The sequence below is a fragment of the Nostoc sp. ChiQUE02 genome, from assembly GCF_034531305.2.
GTDB lineage: Bacteria > Cyanobacteriota > Cyanobacteriia > Cyanobacteriales > Nostocaceae > Nostoc.
The window spans coordinates 1-19,915 of the sequence record NZ_JAVRBN020000060.1; the positions used below are offsets into that span (position 1 = coordinate 1).

Annotated in this window: 20 protein-coding genes; 10 read left to right on the forward strand and 10 right to left on the reverse strand. The window is 42.4% G+C overall.

Translation table 11 applies throughout. From position 1 onward, the window contains the following. From RM347_RS31840 to RM347_RS31865, 6 genes are all read left to right on the forward strand, one after another. The coding region (locus RM347_RS31840; RefSeq protein ID WP_428850651.1) for an RNA-guided endonuclease InsQ/TnpB family protein at positions 1 to 373 on the forward strand (373 nt) is incomplete at its 5' end. Between the two features lie 117 nt (positions 374 to 490). Continuing rightward, the gene (locus RM347_RS31845; RefSeq protein ID WP_322720541.1) at positions 491 to 1,471 is read left to right on the forward strand and encodes an aldo/keto reductase; all 981 of its coding nucleotides are present in this window, start codon (positions 491 to 493) and stop codon (positions 1,469 to 1,471) included. A gap of 15 nt (positions 1,472 to 1,486) precedes the next feature. Beyond that, positions 1,487 to 1,678 (forward strand): transposase, encoded by a 192-nt coding sequence (locus tag RM347_RS31850; RefSeq protein WP_428850652.1) that lies wholly within the window; start codon positions 1,487 to 1,489, stop codon positions 1,676 to 1,678. A 118-nt stretch (positions 1,679 to 1,796) separates the two neighbouring features. Further along, positions 1,797 to 2,075: a DUF2934 domain-containing protein gene (locus tag RM347_RS31855; RefSeq protein WP_322720540.1), complete on the forward strand. Its 279-nt coding sequence runs from the start codon at positions 1,797 to 1,799 to the stop codon at positions 2,073 to 2,075. Positions 2,076 to 2,346: 271 nt separating this feature from the next. Continuing rightward, positions 2,347 to 3,369: an NADP-dependent oxidoreductase gene (locus RM347_RS31860; RefSeq protein WP_322720539.1), complete on the forward strand. Its 1,023-nt coding sequence runs from the start codon at positions 2,347 to 2,349 to the stop codon at positions 3,367 to 3,369. A gap of 261 nt (positions 3,370 to 3,630) precedes the next feature. Further along, the gene (locus tag RM347_RS31865; protein ID WP_322720538.1) at positions 3,631 to 5,055 is read left to right on the forward strand and encodes a collagen-like protein; all 1,425 of its coding nucleotides are present in this window, start codon (positions 3,631 to 3,633) and stop codon (positions 5,053 to 5,055) included. Between the two features lie 3 nt (positions 5,056 to 5,058). Here RM347_RS31865 and RM347_RS31870 read toward each other — a convergent pair whose 3' ends face one another. Continuing rightward, the gene (locus RM347_RS31870) at positions 5,059 to 5,619 is read right to left on the reverse strand and encodes a nitrate transporter (protein WP_322720537.1); all 561 of its coding nucleotides are present in this window, start codon (positions 5,617 to 5,619) and stop codon (positions 5,059 to 5,061) included. A gap of 1,275 nt (positions 5,620 to 6,894) precedes the next feature. On the opposite strand from RM347_RS31870, the gene RM347_RS31875 reads away from it, so the two are divergent. Beyond that, the gene (locus tag RM347_RS31875; protein ID WP_322720536.1) at positions 6,895 to 7,977 is read left to right on the forward strand and encodes a sulfonate ABC transporter substrate-binding protein; all 1,083 of its coding nucleotides are present in this window, start codon (positions 6,895 to 6,897) and stop codon (positions 7,975 to 7,977) included. A gap of 462 nt (positions 7,978 to 8,439) precedes the next feature. Here RM347_RS31875 and RM347_RS31880 read toward each other — a convergent pair whose 3' ends face one another. The 5 genes from RM347_RS31880 to folK form a co-directional block, all read right to left on the reverse strand. Beyond that, positions 8,440 to 8,640, reverse strand: a complete 201-nt coding sequence (locus tag RM347_RS31880; RefSeq protein ID WP_322720535.1) for a hypothetical protein — start codon at positions 8,638 to 8,640, stop codon at positions 8,440 to 8,442. A gap of 921 nt (positions 8,641 to 9,561) precedes the next feature. After that, a complete protein-coding gene (locus tag RM347_RS31885) occupies positions 9,562 to 10,371 on the reverse strand; it encodes a prohibitin family protein (protein WP_322720534.1) in 810 nt (269 codons plus the stop codon). Positions 10,372 to 10,742: 371 nt separating this feature from the next. Further along, positions 10,743 to 11,588 (reverse strand): ADP-ribosylglycohydrolase family protein, encoded by an 846-nt coding sequence (locus RM347_RS31890; protein WP_322720533.1) that lies wholly within the window; start codon positions 11,586 to 11,588, stop codon positions 10,743 to 10,745. A 7-nt stretch (positions 11,589 to 11,595) separates the two neighbouring features. Then, positions 11,596 to 12,144 (reverse strand): NUDIX hydrolase, encoded by a 549-nt coding sequence (locus tag RM347_RS31895; RefSeq protein ID WP_322720532.1) that lies wholly within the window; start codon positions 12,142 to 12,144, stop codon positions 11,596 to 11,598. Positions 12,145 to 12,212: 68 nt separating this feature from the next. After that, on the reverse strand, positions 12,213 to 12,728 hold the full coding sequence (gene folK / locus RM347_RS31900; RefSeq protein WP_322720531.1) for a 2-amino-4-hydroxy-6-hydroxymethyldihydropteridine diphosphokinase: 516 nt from the start codon (positions 12,726 to 12,728) through the stop codon (positions 12,213 to 12,215). 259 nt (positions 12,729 to 12,987) lie between these two features. Here folK and RM347_RS31905 point away from each other — a divergent pair, with 259 nt between their 5' ends. From RM347_RS31905 to psb35, 3 genes are all read left to right on the forward strand, one after another. Next, on the forward strand, positions 12,988 to 15,360 hold the full coding sequence (locus RM347_RS31905) for a transglycosylase domain-containing protein (protein WP_322720530.1): 2,373 nt from the start codon (positions 12,988 to 12,990) through the stop codon (positions 15,358 to 15,360). Positions 15,361 to 15,370: 10 nt separating this feature from the next. After that, positions 15,371 to 15,559 carry a hypothetical protein gene (locus tag RM347_RS31910; RefSeq protein WP_322720529.1) on the forward strand — a complete coding sequence of 63 codons (189 nt, stop codon included), beginning with the start codon at positions 15,371 to 15,373 and terminating at the stop codon, positions 15,557 to 15,559. A gap of 211 nt (positions 15,560 to 15,770) precedes the next feature. Further along, a complete protein-coding gene (psb35, locus tag RM347_RS31915; RefSeq protein WP_322720528.1) occupies positions 15,771 to 15,998 on the forward strand; it encodes a photosystem II assembly protein Psb35 in 228 nt (75 codons plus the stop codon). A 41-nt stretch (positions 15,999 to 16,039) separates the two neighbouring features. Here the strand turns inward: psb35 and RM347_RS31920 are convergent, their stop codons facing one another. Genes RM347_RS31920 through RM347_RS31935 form a run of 4 tightly spaced genes read right to left on the reverse strand, consistent with a single transcriptional unit; the run spans position 16,040 to position 19,542 of the window. Further along, a complete protein-coding gene (locus RM347_RS31920; RefSeq protein WP_322720527.1) occupies positions 16,040 to 16,462 on the reverse strand; it encodes a TerB family tellurite resistance protein in 423 nt (140 codons plus the stop codon). A gap of 57 nt (positions 16,463 to 16,519) precedes the next feature. Beyond that, a complete protein-coding gene (locus RM347_RS31925) occupies positions 16,520 to 17,902 on the reverse strand; it encodes a 16S rRNA (cytosine(967)-C(5))-methyltransferase (RefSeq protein WP_322720526.1) in 1,383 nt (460 codons plus the stop codon). A gap of 11 nt (positions 17,903 to 17,913) precedes the next feature. Continuing rightward, positions 17,914 to 18,075: a hypothetical protein gene (locus RM347_RS31930; RefSeq protein ID WP_322720525.1), complete on the reverse strand. Its 162-nt coding sequence runs from the start codon at positions 18,073 to 18,075 to the stop codon at positions 17,914 to 17,916. A 12-nt stretch (positions 18,076 to 18,087) separates the two neighbouring features. Then, positions 18,088 to 19,542 (reverse strand): glycoside hydrolase 100 family protein, encoded by a 1,455-nt coding sequence (locus tag RM347_RS31935; RefSeq protein WP_322720543.1) that lies wholly within the window; start codon positions 19,540 to 19,542, stop codon positions 18,088 to 18,090. Positions 19,543 to 19,915: the final 373 nt, after the last annotated feature.

The window sequence follows — 19,915 nt, forward strand, 5'->3', positions numbered from 1 at the left end:
CATGGTCAAAAACCGACATTTAGCTAAATCAATATCTGATCCTGGCTGGTCAACTTTTCGTCAATGGTTAGAATATTTTGGGCACAAGTATGGAAAGGTAACGGTTGCCGTACCTGCCCACAATACTAGTCAAAATTGTTCTAACTGTGGCAAGAAACTTAAAAAGTCTCTATCTACGAGGACTCAGGTTTGTCCTCATTGCAACTATGTAGAAGATAGGGATGTGAACGCTAGTATTAATATTCTCAAACTTGGATTAACTACCGTAGGGCATACGGGAAGCTACGCTTGGGGAGATTTGCCCTCTTGGGCAGTTGGCGCAAGCCTGCTGTCTAACGGCGAGTCAGGGAACCAAGAATCCCCATCACTTTAGTGCGGGGAGTGTCAAATCAGAAAATACTTCTAATCATAGATGACTTGGTGAGTGGGAAAGGGATAATGCTGAAAGACCTAATATTCTAAAACCAATTACTGGCTAGGAGATTATTTGATGAGAACCAGAAAGCTAGGCAAACAAGGGTTAGAAGTTTCAACTATCGGACTTGGTTGTATGGGAATGTCTGAGTTCTATAGTGGTCGTGATGAAATTGAGGCGATCGCCACAATTCATCGAGCATTGGAACTTGGGGTTAATTTTCTTGATACTGCTGATATGTATGGGCCCTTTACCAACGAGCAACTAGTAGGCAAAGCAATTAAAGATCGCCGAGAGCAAGTAGTGTTAGCAACCAAATTTGGCAATGTCCGCACTGAAGATGGTGGTTGGAAAGGGATTAGTGGCAGACCAGAATATGTCCATCAAGCTTGCGATGCCTCGCTAAAACGTCTGGGAGTTGAAGTAATTGATCTCTATTATCAACATCGGGTAGATCCAACTGTCCCCATTGAAGATACTGTAGGGGCAATGGCAGAGTTAGTTAAGCTTGGTAAAGTGCGTTATTTGGGGCTTTCGGAGGCTGCTCCTGCCACAATTCGACGGGCTGTAGCAGTTCACCCCATTACTGCACTGCAAACAGAATATTCTCTTTGGAGTCGAGAGCCAGAGGATGAAATTTTACCGACTGTCCGGGAATTAGGAATTGGGTTTGTTCCCTATAGCCCATTAGGAAGAGGGTTTTTATCAGGTGCGATCGCTAGCCCTGACGATCTTGCACCTGATGACTATCGAAGAAATTCTCCTCGCTTTCAAGGTGAGAATTTCTATAAGAACCTGCAATTAGTAGAGCAAGTTAAGGCAATTGCCACCGAAAAAGGAGTAACTTCTAGTCAGCTTGCTTTAGCATGGCTATTAGCTCAAGGAGAAGATATTGTCCCAATTCCTGGTACAAAACGCCGTACTTACTTAGAGGAGAATGTTGCAGCTACCGAAATTACCCTGAGTGAACAAGAGTTGAATCGACTTGAAGCAGTTGCACCAAAAAATGTGGCAGCAGGCGATCGCTACCCTGACATGAGTACTGTTAACCGTTGATCCATCTAGGTGCTGGTGATTCCGCCTAAGGGTAACCGTACCACCGCACGTAATTACGATCAAGACTTATACAAAGCCCGCCATTTAATTGAAAACTTTTTTGCCAAGCTCAAGCAGTACCGAGGAATTGCTACCCGCTATGACAAACGTGCCTCCAACTTTTTGGGTGCGATTTATTTAGCTACTTCTGTTATCTGGTTGAATTGATGACACGCCCTAGATACAGCCAAAGTCAACATTCCAAATCAAGAACGGGTAGAAGTTATGACTGTGCTAGGGCAGGCTGTTTACTGGGTAAGAGAGCGCGATCGCCTCTAGGGACACAGTGATTATATCCAAAGCGTTAGTTTCAGTCCCAAATTGTCCAATAAAACAAAATTATTCCCGTTTTACAAATGAAGTTCTGGGTCGTCAGGATTTTTTTGGAGAAGCTCCCTATAATTTTACTACTAATTCCTGTGAACATTTTATCAGTAACCGCCCAGATGAAAATAAAATCCGTTTGAAAGCTTATCAAATCTGGCAGCAAATGGGCTATCCAAATGGCAAGTCTATAGAACATTGGCTTCAGGCTAAAAAGGAGTTTATAGATTTGAAATTTTAACTTTATTAGGTAAATTATGCTCTTATAATTCTGAATTGTCATACCATCTGGAAAACCTCTCTTTTTAAGACAGAGACTTTGAATTTTAACTCTGAGAGCGTCGGAAAGGGAGTTGTTTTTCGTCGGTTTTCCATACAACGTGAAAAGTCAGATGTTTAATTAAGCTGACTTACTGATAATATTTTTTCGTAAAGGTAGAAATGTCTTCAGAAGGGGCACACACATCTGTATACCTACGAATGGTCAGATTGAATTTAGAGGAAAATAACTTATGTCTGATTTAATTAACAAACAAATTATCCTCAAAAGCCGTCCAGTTGGCGAACCAAAAGAGAGTGATTTTGCTTTAGTAGAAACACCAACTCCCGAACCGGGTGAAGGGGAAATTCTTAGCCGCACCATTTATTTATCTCTCGACCCTTATATGCGTGGCCGCATTAGTGCAGGTGAATCTTATGCTGCATCAGTAGAGTTGGGTTCAGTTATTGTAGGCGGTACAGTCAGCCAAGTAATTAAATCAAATCATCCTCAATTTCAAGTTGGGGATTTTGTTCTTAGCAATAACGGTTGGCAAACTTATGCTGTATCTAAGGGTGAGACACTGCGTAAACTCGATCCCACTCAAGCACCTTTATCCTATAGTTTAGGTGTACTTGGTATGCCTGGTCTGACTGCTTATGCTGCTCTGCTTGATATCGGTCAACCAAAAGAAGGTGAAACTGTTGTGGTTTCAGCCGCTTCTGGTGCTGTCGGTGCAGTAGCAGGTCAAATTGCTAAAATTAAAGGTGCGCGAGTAGTCGGAATTGTCGGGAGTGACGATAAACGGGATTATATAGTTGAGGAATTGGGTTTTGATGTTGGCATTAACCGCAAAACTCAAGAACTTGATTCAGCGCTCAAAGAAGCTGCCCCTAATGGCATTGATGTTTACTATGACAATACAGCAGGTGTAATTTTAGAAACTGTGTTGCAGCAGATAAACCTTGGGGCAAGAATTCCACTAGTAGGTTTGATTTCGGAGTATAATGCCATCTCTACTCCACCAGGGCCTAATTTAAGACCATTGCTAATCAAGCGGGCCTTAATCAAAGGTTTTCTAGTTGGTGATTACCAACATCGATTTAATGATTTTTTGCATGATGTTTCTGGATGGTTGCAGTCTGGTCAACTTAAGTATAAAGAAGATGTAGCTGTTGGTTTAGAGAACGCTCCTAGTGCATTTATCGGTTTACTTCGAGGTGATAATTTTGGCAAGCTGATTGTTAAGGTTAATGACGATCCAACAGCAACTTAATAAGTTCTTAAGCTGGGTGTGTGCTGAGTTGACACAAATCAAGAGTAAGAAAATTGCCAGAATATTAACTACAAACTATAGCAATCCGTGTAGAAGTTAAGAGGCTCAGATCCCCGGTTTCTTAAAGGAGTCAGGAATCTGAGCTTCTTAATTATTGCCAAATGGGCGACAATTCTGGCACACCACTATACAAAAGGGAGCAAAATGTTGAAAGTCAGCGTCAGAAGTAGATAATTCAACTAAAGTTTGAGGTGTAACTAGATGCACAATGGTTTTAGGAGTAAGCTGCCGCTACTGCTGACATTCTGCTTATTTACTAGCTTTTTGCCTGCCTCTGGTTCAGTTTTATGTCCAGCTGTTGCCTCTGACGAATACTATAAAGTAGCCAGAAATTATGGCAGAGATGGACGCACAGGAAGCGATGGGCGATCGGGTAGAGATGGTGGTAGCGGTGAAAACCAGAATATTTTTGTCAATGGTTCACCTGTGAATCTTGACTTGTCCGGTAAAGATGGTGAAGACGGGGAAGACGGAGAACATGGCGATCAACCTGACTGTGGTTATCAACGCGATGCCTACGGCGGGCTACGCCTACGCGTCAGCCATGACATAAATGCACCAAATGGTGGTAGTGGTGGTAACGGTGGCAAAGGAGGAGATGGCGGAAATGGTGGTTCCCTCACAGTGTATTACAGCAATTTGGCAGACTTGCGGAACATTTCCGTTCGGGCAACTGGTGGAGAAGGCGGGCGCGGCGGTAGAGGTGGCAATGGTACAGAGGGTTGTAACTGTCACAGACGGAGTTGGGAAGTGAAAACCTGCAAGGGAACTCCTGGTAGCCCTGATTATAAGTGTACTGACAAGGTTTATCGATGTAGCGATGGTAGCGATGGGCGAGATGGTAGCGATGGTAGGGATGGTAGCCAAGGGCGCTTAGGAACTTTGAGTATTGTCAATAGCAAAGAACCTTTGGCAGCGGATACTCCAACTGTGCAGCTAGCAATTTCGGAACTGACAAACAAACAGTTCAACCTCTCGAAGAATAAGTGGAATCAACGCATGGGGGCAGCTTCTCTACTTGCGCCTGGTGCTGCGATCGCTGATGATTATCGAGAGTTTGAACAGCGTCTAGAAGAGGCATTTCAAATAGTTTGGCAAGAAAGACAACCCATCACTAGCTTTGGCAATCAAGCTGTAACACTAAATTTAACTGATAACAAACAAGTAGAAATTACTTTTCCTGAGGATTTATGGGTTGAGGGTAGCACCAAAAGTGAGGCTAACTTAACAACATTTACCGTTAACCATGCCATTCCCAAAAAAGATGCTACCCGGTTAGCTGTGGCAGAGTTTGCCGATGCCGGACAAAACCTCAACTTAAAAATAGTTGATTTGGCAGCAAAGTCTGATGCCATTAATACTCAGTTTCGTGTGAAATTCCGCGCCCAGGATAGCTTGCACGGTTTTTCCGGCTATAAAACTGAATATGAAGGGGATATTCCTAACGAACTTGTGACTCGTGACTACAATCGTTTTACTTTAGCTTTGGGCAAGCTCAAAATTTCTGACGAAGCTTTACGCCCTGGTGTCAACGTTGATATTGAAGTCGTAGCAACTCGTTCTTTGGGAATACGTTCTGCAAAGCAAACTGTTAGCTGGCAGGGTACAATCCGCAAACCTAGATAAAGTTTAGGAAGATTTTTTTCCATCTGAAACCATTTGCGAGAGAATATAGGCTGCAAAATCTAGTAACTGATCCAGCAAAAAGCCAATGATACCGATATATAAGATTACCTGGATTATATAATCGGCATTGCCAGCTTTATAGGCATCCCAGAGGGTAAAGCCAAGTCCTTTTGGGCCAGTTAACATTTCTATAGCAATAACTATAAACCAGGCTACCCAAATGCTAACTTTCAAGGCATGAAATATATGAAATATAGCCACTCGAAAGTTATTATTCTGTCTCTGAAAATGTCGCATACCTATTGCCGTATTAATTATCATCGTCCAGAGAGTTCCCAGAAAAACTACTATAATAGCAGCTGAGTCGCTCTCTTGAAACGCTATTAGGGCAATAGGTAGTAATGCTATAGGAGGGATACTATGTGGTATCTGAAATATCAGCCTAAATAGCTGATAAATCATGCTATTCATACCTATTAAATATCCAATGAAACTACCCAATACAGCAGCTGGAATGTAACCCACAAATAACCGTTGTAGGCTAGCTAAAATGTCTAAAAACATATTATCTTCTCTGCCTCAGTTCTCATAGGAAATATTTGGGAAATACTGCGGCAATAACACAAAACAGTGTATTTAATTACACGTTCTCTTTGATTACTACAAGTTTTTTATATCTTCTTCTCCTTGATGAATAATTAAAAAACTTAGGTATTATTACGATGTGATAGTAGTACTACAAAGAAGAGGTAAAACTTGGATTTACTAAACTTTATCAGAAAAGTAAATGGTGATTAGTAAATTAAATACAATTTCTATAATTTACTTGCTTGACGATTTTAATAAGTATAAATTATTGCAAATTCTAATACTAAATAAATAACTAAACTTGTTATGAACAATACAGAATATCTATAGAATGGGTGGGTGAATATAATACGGTTCGGTTAATGTTTTAACAATAATTACTAATTCGTAATGACACTCTCTACAAGACGCTGCGCGTAGCTTGCTTCGCTGTAAGGGTACGCAGACTCGCTAACGTAATTCGTAATTAAACCAAGGGTCTGAGTCCTCAACAAGCCAAACACATCTCAATGGACTTACCCATTGAAAACCTGAAACCTTGATCGCCCTGACAAAGATGCCTCTGGTTCAAGTGCTGGGAACAGTTTTCGTTTGAGACAACGAACCCTTGCAATGCTCCCTTTACAAACGCTGCCGTTGAATGAGTTGACTAAATAATCCTGCTTGATTTGCCATTTGCTCAAAATTACCTTGTCAAAAGTCTGTCCCAGACTGCGGTTTGGGTGGCAGTATCAGCAAAGGTTTCCAAGCGCTGCTAGCCCTTGGGTTATTTGAAATAGGGTTGCGCCCAAGGTTGTTGCAAATAGCCCCAATGATTAGTTGAAATAACAGCAAGCAATTGGCATGAGGAATCGCATCTCGCTATCTTTGTACGAGTTCCTGATGATTTAGCCCAACTTATTCCCTTAAACCCTCGTTATTACGTCGATTTAGCGTTTGCGATCGCACTTGGGTCATAATCGCTAAAACCATTCTACAGTAAGCATTTCAAATTTACGGATAAGTCTATTTAGCTGCTTCTGTTATCTGGTTGAGCGGTAGTTGAGCGTAGTCGAAACTCAGTGGATCGCTGGGAGCTAGGGACTGGGAAGATTTGAATGGGAATTCAAACTATGCTGGTTCGCGTAAATAATTCGCAAACCCATGTTTTTTGTCTAAAGTCCAACATAATACGGTAATTCAATAAACTTATCGGAGATTTACCGTAGGTTTACTGTAGTCTAATATTTATTGACCCCTGAAAGCAGAGTGATGATATTGACTAAGTTCTCTCCAACCCGACTGTTGGGTATAGCTTTTGCCTTCCTCCAGAGGTTCCAACAACGAAGAATCCGCACCTTTTCTATACTGTTTGCAGTGGGACTTGGCTTAACTTTGGCTCTCTCTGCCTGTTCTCCAAGCGCAAGTAACAACTCTGGCACACCGCAGACAGCTAGCTCGACTCCAGCAGCTAGCGGTACTACAGTTCGCATAGGTTATCAAAAAGCGTCAACTGTCCTTTATGCGCTGAAGGCGAGAGGGGAATTAGAAAAAACCTTTGCAGCTTCAGGTTCTTCAGTAACTTGGTCGGAATTTCCCGCTGGTCCTCCATTACTTGAGGCATTGAATGCAGGCAGTATTGATTTTGGTTATACCGGAGAATCACCACCTATATTTGCTCAAGCTGCGGGTATTCCTTTGGTTTATGTTGCCTACGATCCTTGGAGTCCAAAAGCTGAAGCCATCCTGGTGCCCAAGGATTCACCTATTAAAAATGTGGCAGAACTCAAGGGCAAAAAAGTTGCCTTTGCCAAAGGTTCTAATGCTAACTACCTATTGGTGAAAGCACTGGAAAAGGCCGGAGTACAGTACAGTGACATCCAACGAGTAACTCTGACTCCTGCCGATGCTCGTGCTGTATTTGAAAGAAAAAACGTTGATGCTTGGGCAATTTGGGACCCGTACTTAGCCGCTGCAGAAGCAGCAACAGGCGCACGTACTTTAGCAGACGCAACGGGATTAGCTCCCAATCATGGTTATTATCTTGCTGCAAAATCTTTTGTTAATGCCAATCCAGATGCTTTGAAAATAGTTCTGGATGGGGTGAAGAAAGTTAGTGACTGGGCAAAGAATAATCCTAGTGAAGTTGCTAAATTTCTTTCCCCTGCTTTGGGTATAGATGCTCCTGTGTTGGAAATAGCAGAAAAGAGGCGTGAGTATGATGTGCTTCCACTCACAGATGAAGTGATTACTAAACAGCAAGAGGTTGCAGATACCTTCTACAAAATTAAATTGATCCCGAAAGAAATCAAAGTTAAGGAAATTGTTTGGCAAGGCAAAGTGAATAATTCGTAATGACGTTCCTACAGACGCTCGTTCGCCCTACAGCCCTACTCCTAAAGGAGACGCTACGCGAACGGGCATCCTACAGCAGGCGTCTCCCCTTGGGGGATGACTCGCTAATGCTAAGGTAATTCGTAATTTTTTAATTAGCCCTCTTTCATCAGTCTTGGAAAAATTAACGAATTTTCGATGTTTTAGCCAACGAAAAATTAAGGTTTCACCCCAGACTGACGGAAGAAGGTTAGGGACTTCCAAAAAATCAAATTCTCAAAAATGATAATCATTCCAGAGGGTGGGGAGTCAGGGACAGCCTTATGCTGCTCTGACTCGCTTTTTTGTAGTAAGTTTAATTATGTAAGTTTCAAGTTTTTGGGTATCTAAGGTGACAAAAGACTGGCAGCAATAAGTAACATAATATACTAAATTTGTAAGTGTCATCTCAAATATATGCAGAACTGATGGGGTTGATGTATCCTACAGAAAATGGTTCAAATCTAAATATTTTTTTTCAAATTTTTCTGAAAAATCTATTTCTTTTTGTTTTTCAATTAGTGAATGTTGTTTCGCTAAATTTGAAAATAGTCGTAACCGCTCTGCTAATTGCGACTTAAGCTGATTAATTTCCTCCACTATTTTAGGATCTGCAATCTGATCTTCTCTAATCTGAAGTCTCATTGACATATTTCCTTTAAGTTAAATACCACATATTATTGAAATTCGCAAAGCGAATTACCGTTGAAATTTCCCCGAAAGAGTAGTTTAATTAAGCATCAATAAATATAAAAGGAGTTAAAAAAATGCGTTTTTTTAACTCCATTTCCCTATTTTCTTTCAGGTTTCTTATCTGAAAATTTTGAAATACTTTCAAAATTTCAGCCACTTTTTTACATACCCCAAACCCCCTTTCCAAAGCTGTATCTAATAGATCAAATTACCCTGTAATAACCTGATAATCAAGGGGGGATAAAAAACATCCTACTTTTCCTACTTTTCCTACTTTTCTTACTTTCTATCTATAATCTTTTTTCTACACATGACCTATTTGCAAAATATAATTTCGGAAGGTTGATTTTGTACAGCTTCACAAAGAATTGGTATAAGCCCTTCTATTTGCTAACATTCATTGCATCACAGATGAGCAGCCAATAATACCAAAATCATTAAACATTTATTTCTAGTATCAAGGCCTCTCCATGTTAGAAGATGTTTTAAAAGTCCTCTTATCGGTATCAAATGTTTTAGATCCTCCTAAGTCCCCCTCGAAAAGGGGGACTTTGATTCCTGTTCCCCTCTTTTTAAGCTACGGTGTACACACAAGTTTCTCCAGAGCGAGTTTCCAGCCATAAAGAGCATGAATTTTTATTGGATTTTCCACTCTCTTTTTCCCCTCAAACCCCTCTCCCTAGTAGTTTACTTCCACTTGTGTGTACGTAGAGGGGGGTAGAGCCTCCTAGTAGGCATTCTTAGCCAGAGATTGGGAACAAGGCAATATCTCAATAGCTCTGTTTAGACTGGCTTTCACGTTAAGTTGACACCAATGACAACTATGCGGCCCTATGTATATGTAGCAGATATTTTCTGAGAAAGAATAGAATCTCAATTTTCATCAAATTTTAAAAATTCACTTAAATTCAATAATTTTGGAGCCTCCTTACTTACAATTAATGGCAGCTTGCCATTCCATTTTTCTATTGCTTGCCTTTGGAGAATTTCTGGAGTTAAACCATCACGTAATAATCTGTGTGCCTCAGCCTCTCCTTTAGCTAAATTAACTTTTGCCTCAGCCTCTTTTGTTGCTTTCAGTGCGATAAACTCTGCTCGTTTTGCTTCTTGTTCAGCAATCTGCTTCGCCTCCACTGCCTCACCAAATCTTTCTGAAAAATGGACATGAACTAAAGAAATATCATCAACTGCAACGTGATAGCTACCCAGCCGTGTGGACAATGCATCATCTACTCCACCTTTGACTTCTCCTCGTTTAGTAATAATTTCTTCAGCAGTATACTTTGCCATTACTGCTTTTAGTACTTCTTCAACTGCTGGGTTAATAATCCGAATAACTACATCTTGTTCATCTCCAATTTCTTGAAAAATGGCATTTGCTTCCTGGGGAATAATATGCCAGTTTATAGCTATATCTGTGAAAACATTTTGTAAATCTTTGGAAGAAGCCTCAGCCACAATTTCCTGCTTTTGAACTCGAATACTCAACTTTTTTACAGTATTGACTACAGGAATAATTAAGTGAAGTCCTTCTCCTAATATCTGGTTTTGGACTTCGCCAAATTTCATCAATACACCACGTTCACCTGCATTTACAATCACACAAGGCGTGAGGAAGAGAGTTATCAAGAACAAAAGAGCAGTTAGTTTACCGGCACTGTTAAAAGTTGTAATTTTTCTCATTTGTGTGAAACATGTATGCGTCTGGCATAGAGACACATATTTAGGAGTTGTAAGCTTCTTCCCGTCATGCTCTTATAACTTTGGCTCTAAGTCAATTTTCATATGACTCTAGCCAAGGTAACAAATCAGTATTACCAATAAGTAGCAACTCCCTGACTGAGCAGTTAATGTGTTTAATATACAGGCACATCGTTAAGCTGCCAATGTGTACTTTACTACGCCAACTTGGAGCTAGTAAAGCTTAGGGTAGCTTTATATTTACATAAGTTACTGTAATAATATCGAAAAACCGTAGTATTTGAAAAGCTAAGTTTGCCTTTAATTAAGTAAAGCAGCAGCAAATCACACTGCTCCCAACCCATGTATTACATTTAGCCCGTCTTTTTGTTTACCAAACTCATTAGCTGCTTATCCAAGCCGATGAGGTAATCTCTACCGTAAGCGCCATTCTCTAAGCCTGTAACGAGGTGATTGGGAATGTCTTGTCTAATTTCCTCGCTACAAGAACCAGCAGCCAGTGCGATGGCAGCTACTGTATCTACATCCCCGGTAAAAGCGATACAATCTTGTAAAAGTTCGCTCATGCTGTCATTTCGCATCACCGCAGTAATCGCTGCCCTGACACTCATCCAGCCTTTGGACTTTACTTTACCTTCCCACTGTTTAGACCACTCCCCAGATACATAACCTTTGAGAAACTGTCCTAATTTGCGTTTTGCTCCCAATCGATAGATAAAATAATGTGACATCAGGGCAGCAGCAACGGCAGCATTGATTCCATCAGGTGTATTGTGGGTGATTGCCGCTTGAATTGTTGCCGCCTCAATGACTTTTTCTGGTGTCGGATAGATACCAATGGGGGCTGCACGCATCGCCCCCCCACTTTTGTCACTATCAGGGTTAATTTTCGTTAAAAACTCTTCCCCATCTTGAATTTCTCCCAGAAAATGGTAGAAGCTTCGAGAATAACCTTCTCTCTCATCGCGTTTGAAGGCTCTAACAAAACTATCGGCTAAAACTTCTGGCGTCCACGGTGCTTGAGCAACAATCACTTCAGCAATGGCAATGCTCATCTGGGTATCATCGGTGTAGCTGCCAGGAATGAGTCGAAAACGCGGATGTTTGACGTATCGACTCAAGTCATTGTTAACAATCATCTCGTCAGCATATTCAAAGCCTGCACCGTAAGCATCTGCAATCGCTAACTCTAGCAGCATATTCGTATTAAATTAAAAACGGACGCGCCAGAAAAAAGCTAGAAACTGATTTAGCATCTACTGGCTCTCCCTCCAGAATAGCTTTTTCTAATTCTTCGGGAGTCAAAAATACAGTTTCGATATCTTCGTCTCCATCTTGTGGTGGCGGTGTCTCCAGCTTTTCCAAATCTCGCGCCAGAAAAGCATAGATAATTTCATCAGAATAGCCGGGAGCTAGGAAAAATTCGCCTAGTTTGTCCCATTTTTTGGCACTATAGCCAGTTTCTTCTTCGATTTCACGCTGTATCGTTTCTAAAGGCTCTTCATTTGCTTCCAAAGTTCCCGCCGGAAATTCTAATATTCGTCCCTGAATTGCAAAACGATACTGGCGCACTAGCACAAGTTTACCCTCTGGTGTTACCGGCACAGCTAGAGCGCCACCAGGGTGACGAATACATTCCCATTCTCCTTCCGATTTATTCGGCAAACGCAAGCGATTAACTTCAAAATCAAACTTGCGTCCTTTATAAAACAGGCGTTGTCTTAGTAGTTGTGGTAATTCTCTACCTAATGGCATAATAAAATCTGATTATCTGTGAATACAGAGGTGAAATCAGCGTTCTTCTGCGTTTAAAGATGGTATTTTTAATTGCCCATCAATAAATGTACATCAGAACAGTCTACCTCTTTCAGCAGTTCTTTAATAACATACCCGGATACTGGTTCTATCCAATCTGGGGCAATTTCTGCTAGTGGTACTAACACAAAGGCCCGATCCCGCATTCGTGGATGAGGAATCTGGAGATTTGGTGTATCCACAATAATGTCATCGAATAATAACAAATCTAAATCCAAGGTTCGTGGTCCCCAGCGTTCCTGACGCACACGCCCAAATTGTTGTTCGATTCCTAACAAAGTCTCTAATAACTGCTGAGGTAGCATTTCTACCTGCAATGTGACGCAGCCATTGAGATAATCTGGCTGTGGTGGCCCCACAGCTTTGGTTTGGTACCAATTGGATCTGGCTTCTAAGAGAATACCTGGCGTTTGGGCTAAAATCTCTATAGCTGCTTCTAAAATAGTCTGTGAATCGCCGATATTACTACCAAGGGCAAGAGCGCTTCTTCTTGGCTCTGCTTCGGCGTAGCTTACCGTAGGCATCGCACTCTCCTTAAGTAAGCTGTTTTCGGGCTGTCTTTGCGAATACTTCGGTACACTTGTTCCAGAAAATACCAATAATTTGAGATATCAAAATTGCAGCGTTTTTACAAAACTAAATTAACTAAATCTCAAAAACATTATTTTATGGAGAATTTAGTTAATTATTTATAGGATATTATACTAACACAATGGTGGTGAACTAACCCCAAAGTTGATTGATGGTGGTTATATAAGTTACTACTTTGAGCGAGGAACTGACGTGGAGAAGCTTACCTCCTGGTTCAAGCGAAGACCAACTAATTTGAGTGACTCTGGACAAGGAGGAACAAATGAGAGCTTACCACCAGCACATCTGGCGCAGGCGAGGCAGTTACTGAGCAAAATGAAAATTTTACCATCTAGGATGAAGACCAATCAGGCAACTCGCGGTAAACCACTCTATCGTCGCTTATGGTTTTGGGCAGGCTTGGGTGTAGGTGGTGGCATAGTTGCCTTGATCTACGGCGTCAGTTTAATAGACCGGACTTTACCAGATCAGTCTGAGTTGAATGCCGTGGTTAGAGAGCAAACACTGACCATCAAAGCCGCCGATGGAACTATATTACAACAACAAGGTGAAACGGCTAGAGAACAGCTAAAGCTGGAACAAATACCAGATAATTTAAAAAAAGCTTTCATCGCCTCAGAAGATAGAAGATTTAAGCAACACAACGGAGTTGATCCTCAAGGAATTGTCAGAGCGGGTTTGAATAATTTGCGATCGCAAGGTGTGGTTGAAGGTGGTAGCACCATCACCCAACAGCTAACGCGGATTCTCTTTTTGAAACAAGAGCAGACAATCTGGCGGAAACTCAAGGAAGTCCGTTTAGCACAAAAAATGGAGAATGAATTAACCAAAGATCAGATTTTAGAGCGTTACCTGAATCTGGTTTATTTGGGAGGTGGAGCTTATGGTGTGGCAGATGCATCTTGGGTATATTTTAGTAAATCGCCAGACCAGCTTTCCCTGGCGGAAATGGCAACGATTGCTGGATTAGCTCCTGCTCCTAGCTTATACGCCCCAGACAAGAATCCCGAAGCGGCGAAACGGCGTCGGGACTTAGTATTACTACGGATGCAAGAAGATGGAGTTATTACAGCAGAGCAAAGGCAAGCAGCCGTTCAGGAGCCACTAACACTCAAAAGCAGTTTACCCAAGCGAGTGCAAGTAGAATCACCCTACTTTACCAGCTACATCCAAAAAGAATTGCCGAAGTATGTTTCTCCTAACGTGCTAAAAAGTGAGGGATTAGTAGTGGAAACCACACTGAACCCGACTTGGCAGAAAGCCGCAGAAGAGGCAGTTGCTAAAACGCTGCGAAATCAAGGACGCTGGGAGAACTTTAAGCAAGCAGCAATGGTAGCCATTGACCCCCGCAGCGGTGAAATTAAGGCAATGGTTGGAGGGAAAGACTTTGGTAAAAACCAGTTTAATCGGGTTACCCAGGCACAGCGGCAGCCAGGATCGACATTTAAAGGGTTTGTATATGCGACTGCGATCGCTAGCGGTAAAAGCCCCTACGATAGCTACGAAGATGCGCCCTTTGTCGTAGACGGCTATGAACCGAAAAACTATAGTGAAAACTTCCGGGGTTCAATGAACATCCGAGATGCCCTCACCCGCTCTGTTAATATTGTTGCGGTCAAGGTGTTGATTGATGTGGGATTTACCCCAACGATTAAACTTGCCCATGATATGGGGATAAAATCTGAACTCAAGCCCACCTACTCTTTGGCTCTCGGCTCAAATGAAGTCAATCTGCTAGAGTTGACCAGCGCTTATGGCAGTTTTGCGACTCTTGGATTACACGCAGAACCTCATGGTATTACCCGCATCCTCAACCGCCAAGGCAAGGTGATCTGGTCAGCTAATTTCAAGTCAAAACGCGCCCTTGACGCTGACAGTGCCGCCATCATGACTTGGATGCTACGCAACGTCGTCGAAGCAGGAACTGGTGGTGCTGCCCAATTGGATAATAGACCAGTTGCAGGCAAAACCGGCACATCCGACGAAGCCCGTGATTTATGGTTTATTGGCTACATTCCTCAGATGGTGACAGGGGTATGGCTAGGTAACGATGACAACCGCCCCACTTATGGCAGTAGTAGTAGTGCCGCTTACACTTGGCACGAATTTATGGAAAAAGCGGTAGAGGGGATGCCCGTAGAAAAGTTTCCCAAACGACCCAAGTTAGAAGGTCGTAAAGGCACCATCAAAGCTCAGTCTATCAAGCCCAAACAAGTGCTGAATCGTTCTATTTCCTCTGATGATGACTCAGAAGGAGAAAGTGTTAGAAATTCTGAGGAGAGTGGTTCATCGAGGAGACGTAGGAGGAGGAGAAGCTATTCTCAAGAAGAACAGCAATCGAGCGATTATACCCCAAGACGGAGAAGGCGCGATCGCAGTGAAGAATCAAGTTCCAGTAACTCTTCTGAGGAGTCATCTCGTTCACGGCGGCGCTCTAGAAGAGTAGAATCTGATTCTCCTTCTTCTCCCCCACCTCGAAGAACTCGGCGATCTTCCTCTCCGGCAAATAGTTCAGGTTCATCACCACAGCCTAGCTGGCGGGATAGACTTAGACCTTCTAATTGAGGAGTGGGCATTGGGCACTTGGACTGAGCGACTTGCCCTGACTTGTGCCGAGCATCTCGACTTACTTCGACTACGCTCAGTACAAGTCGCTCGATGGAACCGGAGCCGAGGTAGCGCAGTCGTACCACTTGCCTACGGCACGCTACGCGAACGTGGAAGCAAGCTACGCGTAGCGTGCCGTAGGGAAGGGAGCCGTTGACGTTCGCGTTAGCGTTAGCGTCTCTGAAAGAGAAGCCTCTCGTAGAGAAGTATTATTATTCTTCTCCCTCTGTCTCCTGCCCCTTGCCCCCTGCCCCCTGCTCTTTTTTATGCATATCAAGTTACTTAAACTAAACTCCGGGGGGATGTTAAGTGATACGCTCATTTTATAGTGTGACAAGTAGTGTTACTTAACATTGGAGAATATACTCATGCATATATTGATGCAGGCAGCAGATTCAGTTGCAACAGGTGGTGGTCAGTTTCCTTTTGCTTTCACCTTGGTGTATGTCGTTGGTTTTATTGCTGCTGTCACCATTGGGTCAATAGCTTGGTACAACTCGAAACGCCCCGCAGGTTGGGAAAGCAAAGAGCGTCCTGATTTTGTGCCTAAAGTTGATAAAGAAGAAACTCCGGGTCTGGGTGAACCGAAGTCATAATTTAGTTATTAGTCATTAGTCTAATGACTAATGACTATGATTTAGTTTTGAACTTCAACCCAACGACGGTAAAGCTTTTGAATTTGTTTGAGAAGTGCAGTGTGAGCCGGTTGATTTGAGTCATTCAGCTTCGCTATATCCTGTAATTGGGTCAGGAGTCTGGCTTCTTCGACAGCAACTTCACCATCGCTATAAATTAAGCCACTGATAGCTTCAATCAGATTTTCACAATCTTCAAGGCTGGGGCGATCGCCTAAATACTCCCGCACCCAGTCATAGCATTCTTTCGGCTGTACAGGAACTAATTCGTACAGCCAAGGCTTAATTTCTGGATCGTTAGCTAAACCTTTTGCTTGAGCTATTTCGCGGAGATATTGCCGTTCTTCTGGCTGGATTCTGCCATCAATCCAGGCGGCTCCAATCAGGATTTTAACTAAGTTTTTGACATTGGAAGGGGTAACCATTGCTGCCTCCTCTGGTAGATTCAGGCCTCCACCAAATCGTACAATCCCAAACAGTATTCACTCGGAATTATTGGTTTTTCTTAAGCGCACCATAAAAAAGCCATCCATGTCCTGTCGATGGGGCCAGACTTTAAACCAACCTTGAGGTGTTATCTGGGCAGAATCAGGTAACTCAATGCCGCTGGGAGACTCAATTTGCCAATCAGGTGACTCAGCTAAAAATGCCGAAATCACTTCTTCATTTTCTGCTGGATGCAATGTACAGGTGGCATAAACTAGTACACCACCAGGTTTGACAAAAGTTGATGTATGTGTTAATAATTCTTTTTGCAGCACCGAAAGTTCGCGGACAGATTCTGGTGTCTGTCGCCAACGAGCATCAGCATGACGGTGCATGGTTCCCAAACCAGAACATGGAGCATCAAGCAATACGCGGTCTGCGGTGTTTTGAAATTGGTTGAAGTGGCGACTGTCACCAGTGAAAATTTGAATAGATTGTAAATTCAGCCGTTGAGAGTTTTCTTGGAGTTTGCGAAGACGAGAAGGAGTGCGATCGCAAGCCCAAATTTTACCTTTATCCGCCATTAACTCAGCAATGTGGGTTGTTTTACCCCCTGGTGCAGCACAGGCATCAATTACCACTTCACCCGGTTGTGGGTCGAGCAAATGACCTACTAATTGAGCACTACTATCTTGTACAGTCCACCAACCTTCTCTAAAACCAGGTAGTTTTTGAATTGACCCAGTATTACCAATAAATCGTAGCGCTTGGGGTAAATGAGGAATCCGTCTCACCAAAACACCAACAGATTGCAAAGCGGCCTCAACTTCCTCGATTGAAGTGCGAAGTGGGTTGATACGCAAGTCAATTGTTGGTGATTGGTTCATCCATTCACACAGTTGTTCTGTCTCGGTCAAACCCAGTTGTTCTAACCAGACTTGAATAATCCAGTCAGGAAAGCTGTGTAAAATACCCAAGCGTTCCACTGGGTTTTCTGGAAGTTGTAACGGATCAGTATGGAGAGATGAGGAAGTGTTTTCTTCCCCTGCTTCTCCTGCTTTTCTAAGATACTGGCGTAATAGACCGTTAACAAAACCAGTGAGTCCAGAAAAACCGTTTTCTTTAGCGAGTTGGACGGTGGTATTAACAGCAGCTGAGGCGGGTATACGCTGTTGATAACGCAGTTGGTAGAAACCCAGATGTAAGATGGTGCGGAGGTCTTGTGGCTGTTGATGAGATTTCTTTTTGGCGAGTTGATCGATGAGAGTATCGAGGGTGCGCTGCCTTCTGACGCTCCCATAAACCAATTCTGTCACTAAGCGGCGATCGTTATCAGCCAAATTAACTTTTTGCAGTACTCTATCTAGGGCAACATCAGCATAAGCCCCCTTATGAATATCTCGCAGGGCGATAAAAGCTAGTTGACGGGGGTTTGTCATGGAAACTTGATTCAGGAGTCAGAAGGCTTTTGTATTCTAACTCCTAACTCTTGTACAGACGCGATTAATGAGCCAGCGCGTTGCGGGGGTTCCCACGCCACTTCCTTCAAGTCGGCAAAGCCGCCCAACGGAGTGGCTCCCCGTTGTAGCGACTGGCGTCGCGTCTCTCCCAACTCCCAACTTCCCTATTGAGGCATATACGGGTCTACACTGGCGATTTCAAACTCACATGCTCTAGAAACCTGTTCTGCTGGTAATTTCCCAAAGCTGATTAATGGTAAAAAAGTGGGGTTTGCCATCAGTTCTTTTGCTAATAAGAACCCAGTAATTGTCCAAGTTTGATATTTTCTAGCTTGTTTGCCAATCAGTCGCCCTTTTTTACCGTCGTAATACTCTGGCCATTCATCTGTACTGAGGCGTCCTTGAGCAGTTTCAATAGCCTTTTGTGCAAGACTTGTTCTGTTAGTTTTCACTGCCGCCGCCGCTAACATCCACATTAAAACTGGCCAACTACCAGCATTATGATACGACCAAGGGATATTTTTGGGGTCACATCCAGTTACAATTCTGTATTCTTCATGTTCCAAAGCTGGGAAACAAATTTTCATTGGCATATCTCCCACCAAATCATCCCATCGTTCCTCAATGAGAGTCATAATCGCTTGTGACTGTTCTTCGGTGGCTAAGTCTGAAATGATTGCCATTAAGTTTCCGAGTGAAAAGAAGCGAGTATCTAGCTGCGACGGGCCGACATTACCTGCTAGATAACCACCTTTTTTTGGCAGCCACTTATCTAATTCATAATAGGGAACAGAATCTACATATATGTTGAACAGATTAACAGCACCCTTACCATATTCTTCACTTTTGAAGCGATAAATTGCATTCAGGCGATTAATATCTATCCAATAATGCTGGCGAATATGAGCGCATAAAAGAGGCAAACGGTTATCAATGGCTTCAACAATATCAGAATTCCCTTGGCAAATTAGCAGTTCACGAGATGCACGCAATGCCGTGTAAAAAAGAACTTGTAGTTCTAGAGGATGCCCATAAATGCCCATACGACGGTCAATCATACAAGCACCATCTGGAACCAACAGCGTTGGGTACATATCAAAACGATTCGCCAAGCAGATTTCCATGATTAACCTGATACCATTTTGGAATTCAGGTTGATAGGCTAAAGAAAAATCTTCTGTGGCGACTACATAAGCACGCAACAAAATAATCCACCATAGGCAAGAATCTACGGGTGTAACTCTAGCGATCGCATGTTCACCAAAATCAGCCTCTAAAGATTCTTGCCCATTTTCTAATACAACTTTAAAGCTAGCAGGGATTAATCCTCGTCCAGGCTTATAGGCATCTAATGCCCTTTCTTTAGGCTGTAACTTTAAGGTTTCTTCTAAGAAATTACGAACAATATCTGTTCTACCTTTAATCAGAAAAATTAGAGCTGAAGAGACAAAATCCCGGATAAAGCACTGGTCATAATTGAGAGCCTCTACAGATGCATCATAAGCGGCTACCGTACCAACGGGGCGTCCTTGATAGTAGAGAATTGATTTTTCTAGTGTTCGCCACGCTTCTTCCACTTCTTTTAAATTTTCAGTAGTTTCCAATTCGTTTAGGTGCATCGCCAGAATGACTCCATTTGGATTGTAAATTTGTGGTAGATGCGTCTTCATTTATTATTTTTGCCATTCTCAGCATAACAAAAACGATTCTTTGAATAGCAAATATAATTTGGAGAAAATTTAATCAACTAACAAGAAATAAAACTGCTATATGTATGCAGCTTTATTGCTAGTTAATTTGCTTATAATCGGTTACTCTTTTGGTGAATTATAGTTCTTGTTCCTCACCGCAAGCAGTAACATGATTTTAAAAACAGTCACACAAGATATACTTTTAAATTATTTATTGTTCCGTTTCATGTCCGGAATCTTTGCTTTACCAAATAAAAACATATCTTCAGTGCTGTCTAGGTTTGTGTGAAGTTAAAACTGG

Bases quoted from the DNA above. Each gene is read 5' to 3' on its own strand.
- RM347_RS31885 (WP_322720534.1), bottom strand. From the start codon at position 10,371: ATGAGAAAAATTACAACTTTTAACAGTGCCGGTAAACTAACTGCTCTT.
- RM347_RS31935 (WP_322720543.1), bottom strand. From the start codon at position 19,542: ATGCACCTAAACGAATTGGAAACTACTGAAAATTTAAAAGAAGTGGAA.
- RM347_RS31895 (WP_322720532.1), bottom strand. From the start codon at position 12,144: ATGCCATTAGGTAGAGAATTACCACAACTACTAAGACAACGCCTGTTT.
- RM347_RS31880 (WP_322720535.1), bottom strand. From the start codon at position 8,640: ATGAGACTTCAGATTAGAGAAGATCAGATTGCAGATCCTAAAATAGTG.
- RM347_RS31875 (WP_322720536.1), top strand. From the start codon at position 6,895: ATGATATTGACTAAGTTCTCTCCAACCCGACTGTTGGGTATAGCTTTT.
- RM347_RS31870 (WP_322720537.1), bottom strand. From the start codon at position 5,619: ATGTTTTTAGACATTTTAGCTAGCCTACAACGGTTATTTGTGGGTTAC.
- RM347_RS31845 (WP_322720541.1), top strand. From the start codon at position 491: ATGAGAACCAGAAAGCTAGGCAAACAAGGGTTAGAAGTTTCAACTATC.
- folK (WP_322720531.1), bottom strand. From the start codon at position 12,728: ATGCCTACGGTAAGCTACGCCGAAGCAGAGCCAAGAAGAAGCGCTCTT.
- psb35 (WP_322720528.1), top strand. From the start codon at position 15,771: ATGCATATATTGATGCAGGCAGCAGATTCAGTTGCAACAGGTGGTGGT.
- RM347_RS31860 (WP_322720539.1), top strand. From the start codon at position 2,347: ATGTCTGATTTAATTAACAAACAAATTATCCTCAAAAGCCGTCCAGTT.
- RM347_RS31865 (WP_322720538.1), top strand. From the start codon at position 3,631: ATGCACAATGGTTTTAGGAGTAAGCTGCCGCTACTGCTGACATTCTGC.
- RM347_RS31925 (WP_322720526.1), bottom strand. From the start codon at position 17,902: ATGACAAACCCCCGTCAACTAGCTTTTATCGCCCTGCGAGATATTCAT.
- RM347_RS31890 (WP_322720533.1), bottom strand. From the start codon at position 11,588: ATGCTGCTAGAGTTAGCGATTGCAGATGCTTACGGTGCAGGCTTTGAA.
- RM347_RS31920 (WP_322720527.1), bottom strand. From the start codon at position 16,462: ATGGTTACCCCTTCCAATGTCAAAAACTTAGTTAAAATCCTGATTGGA.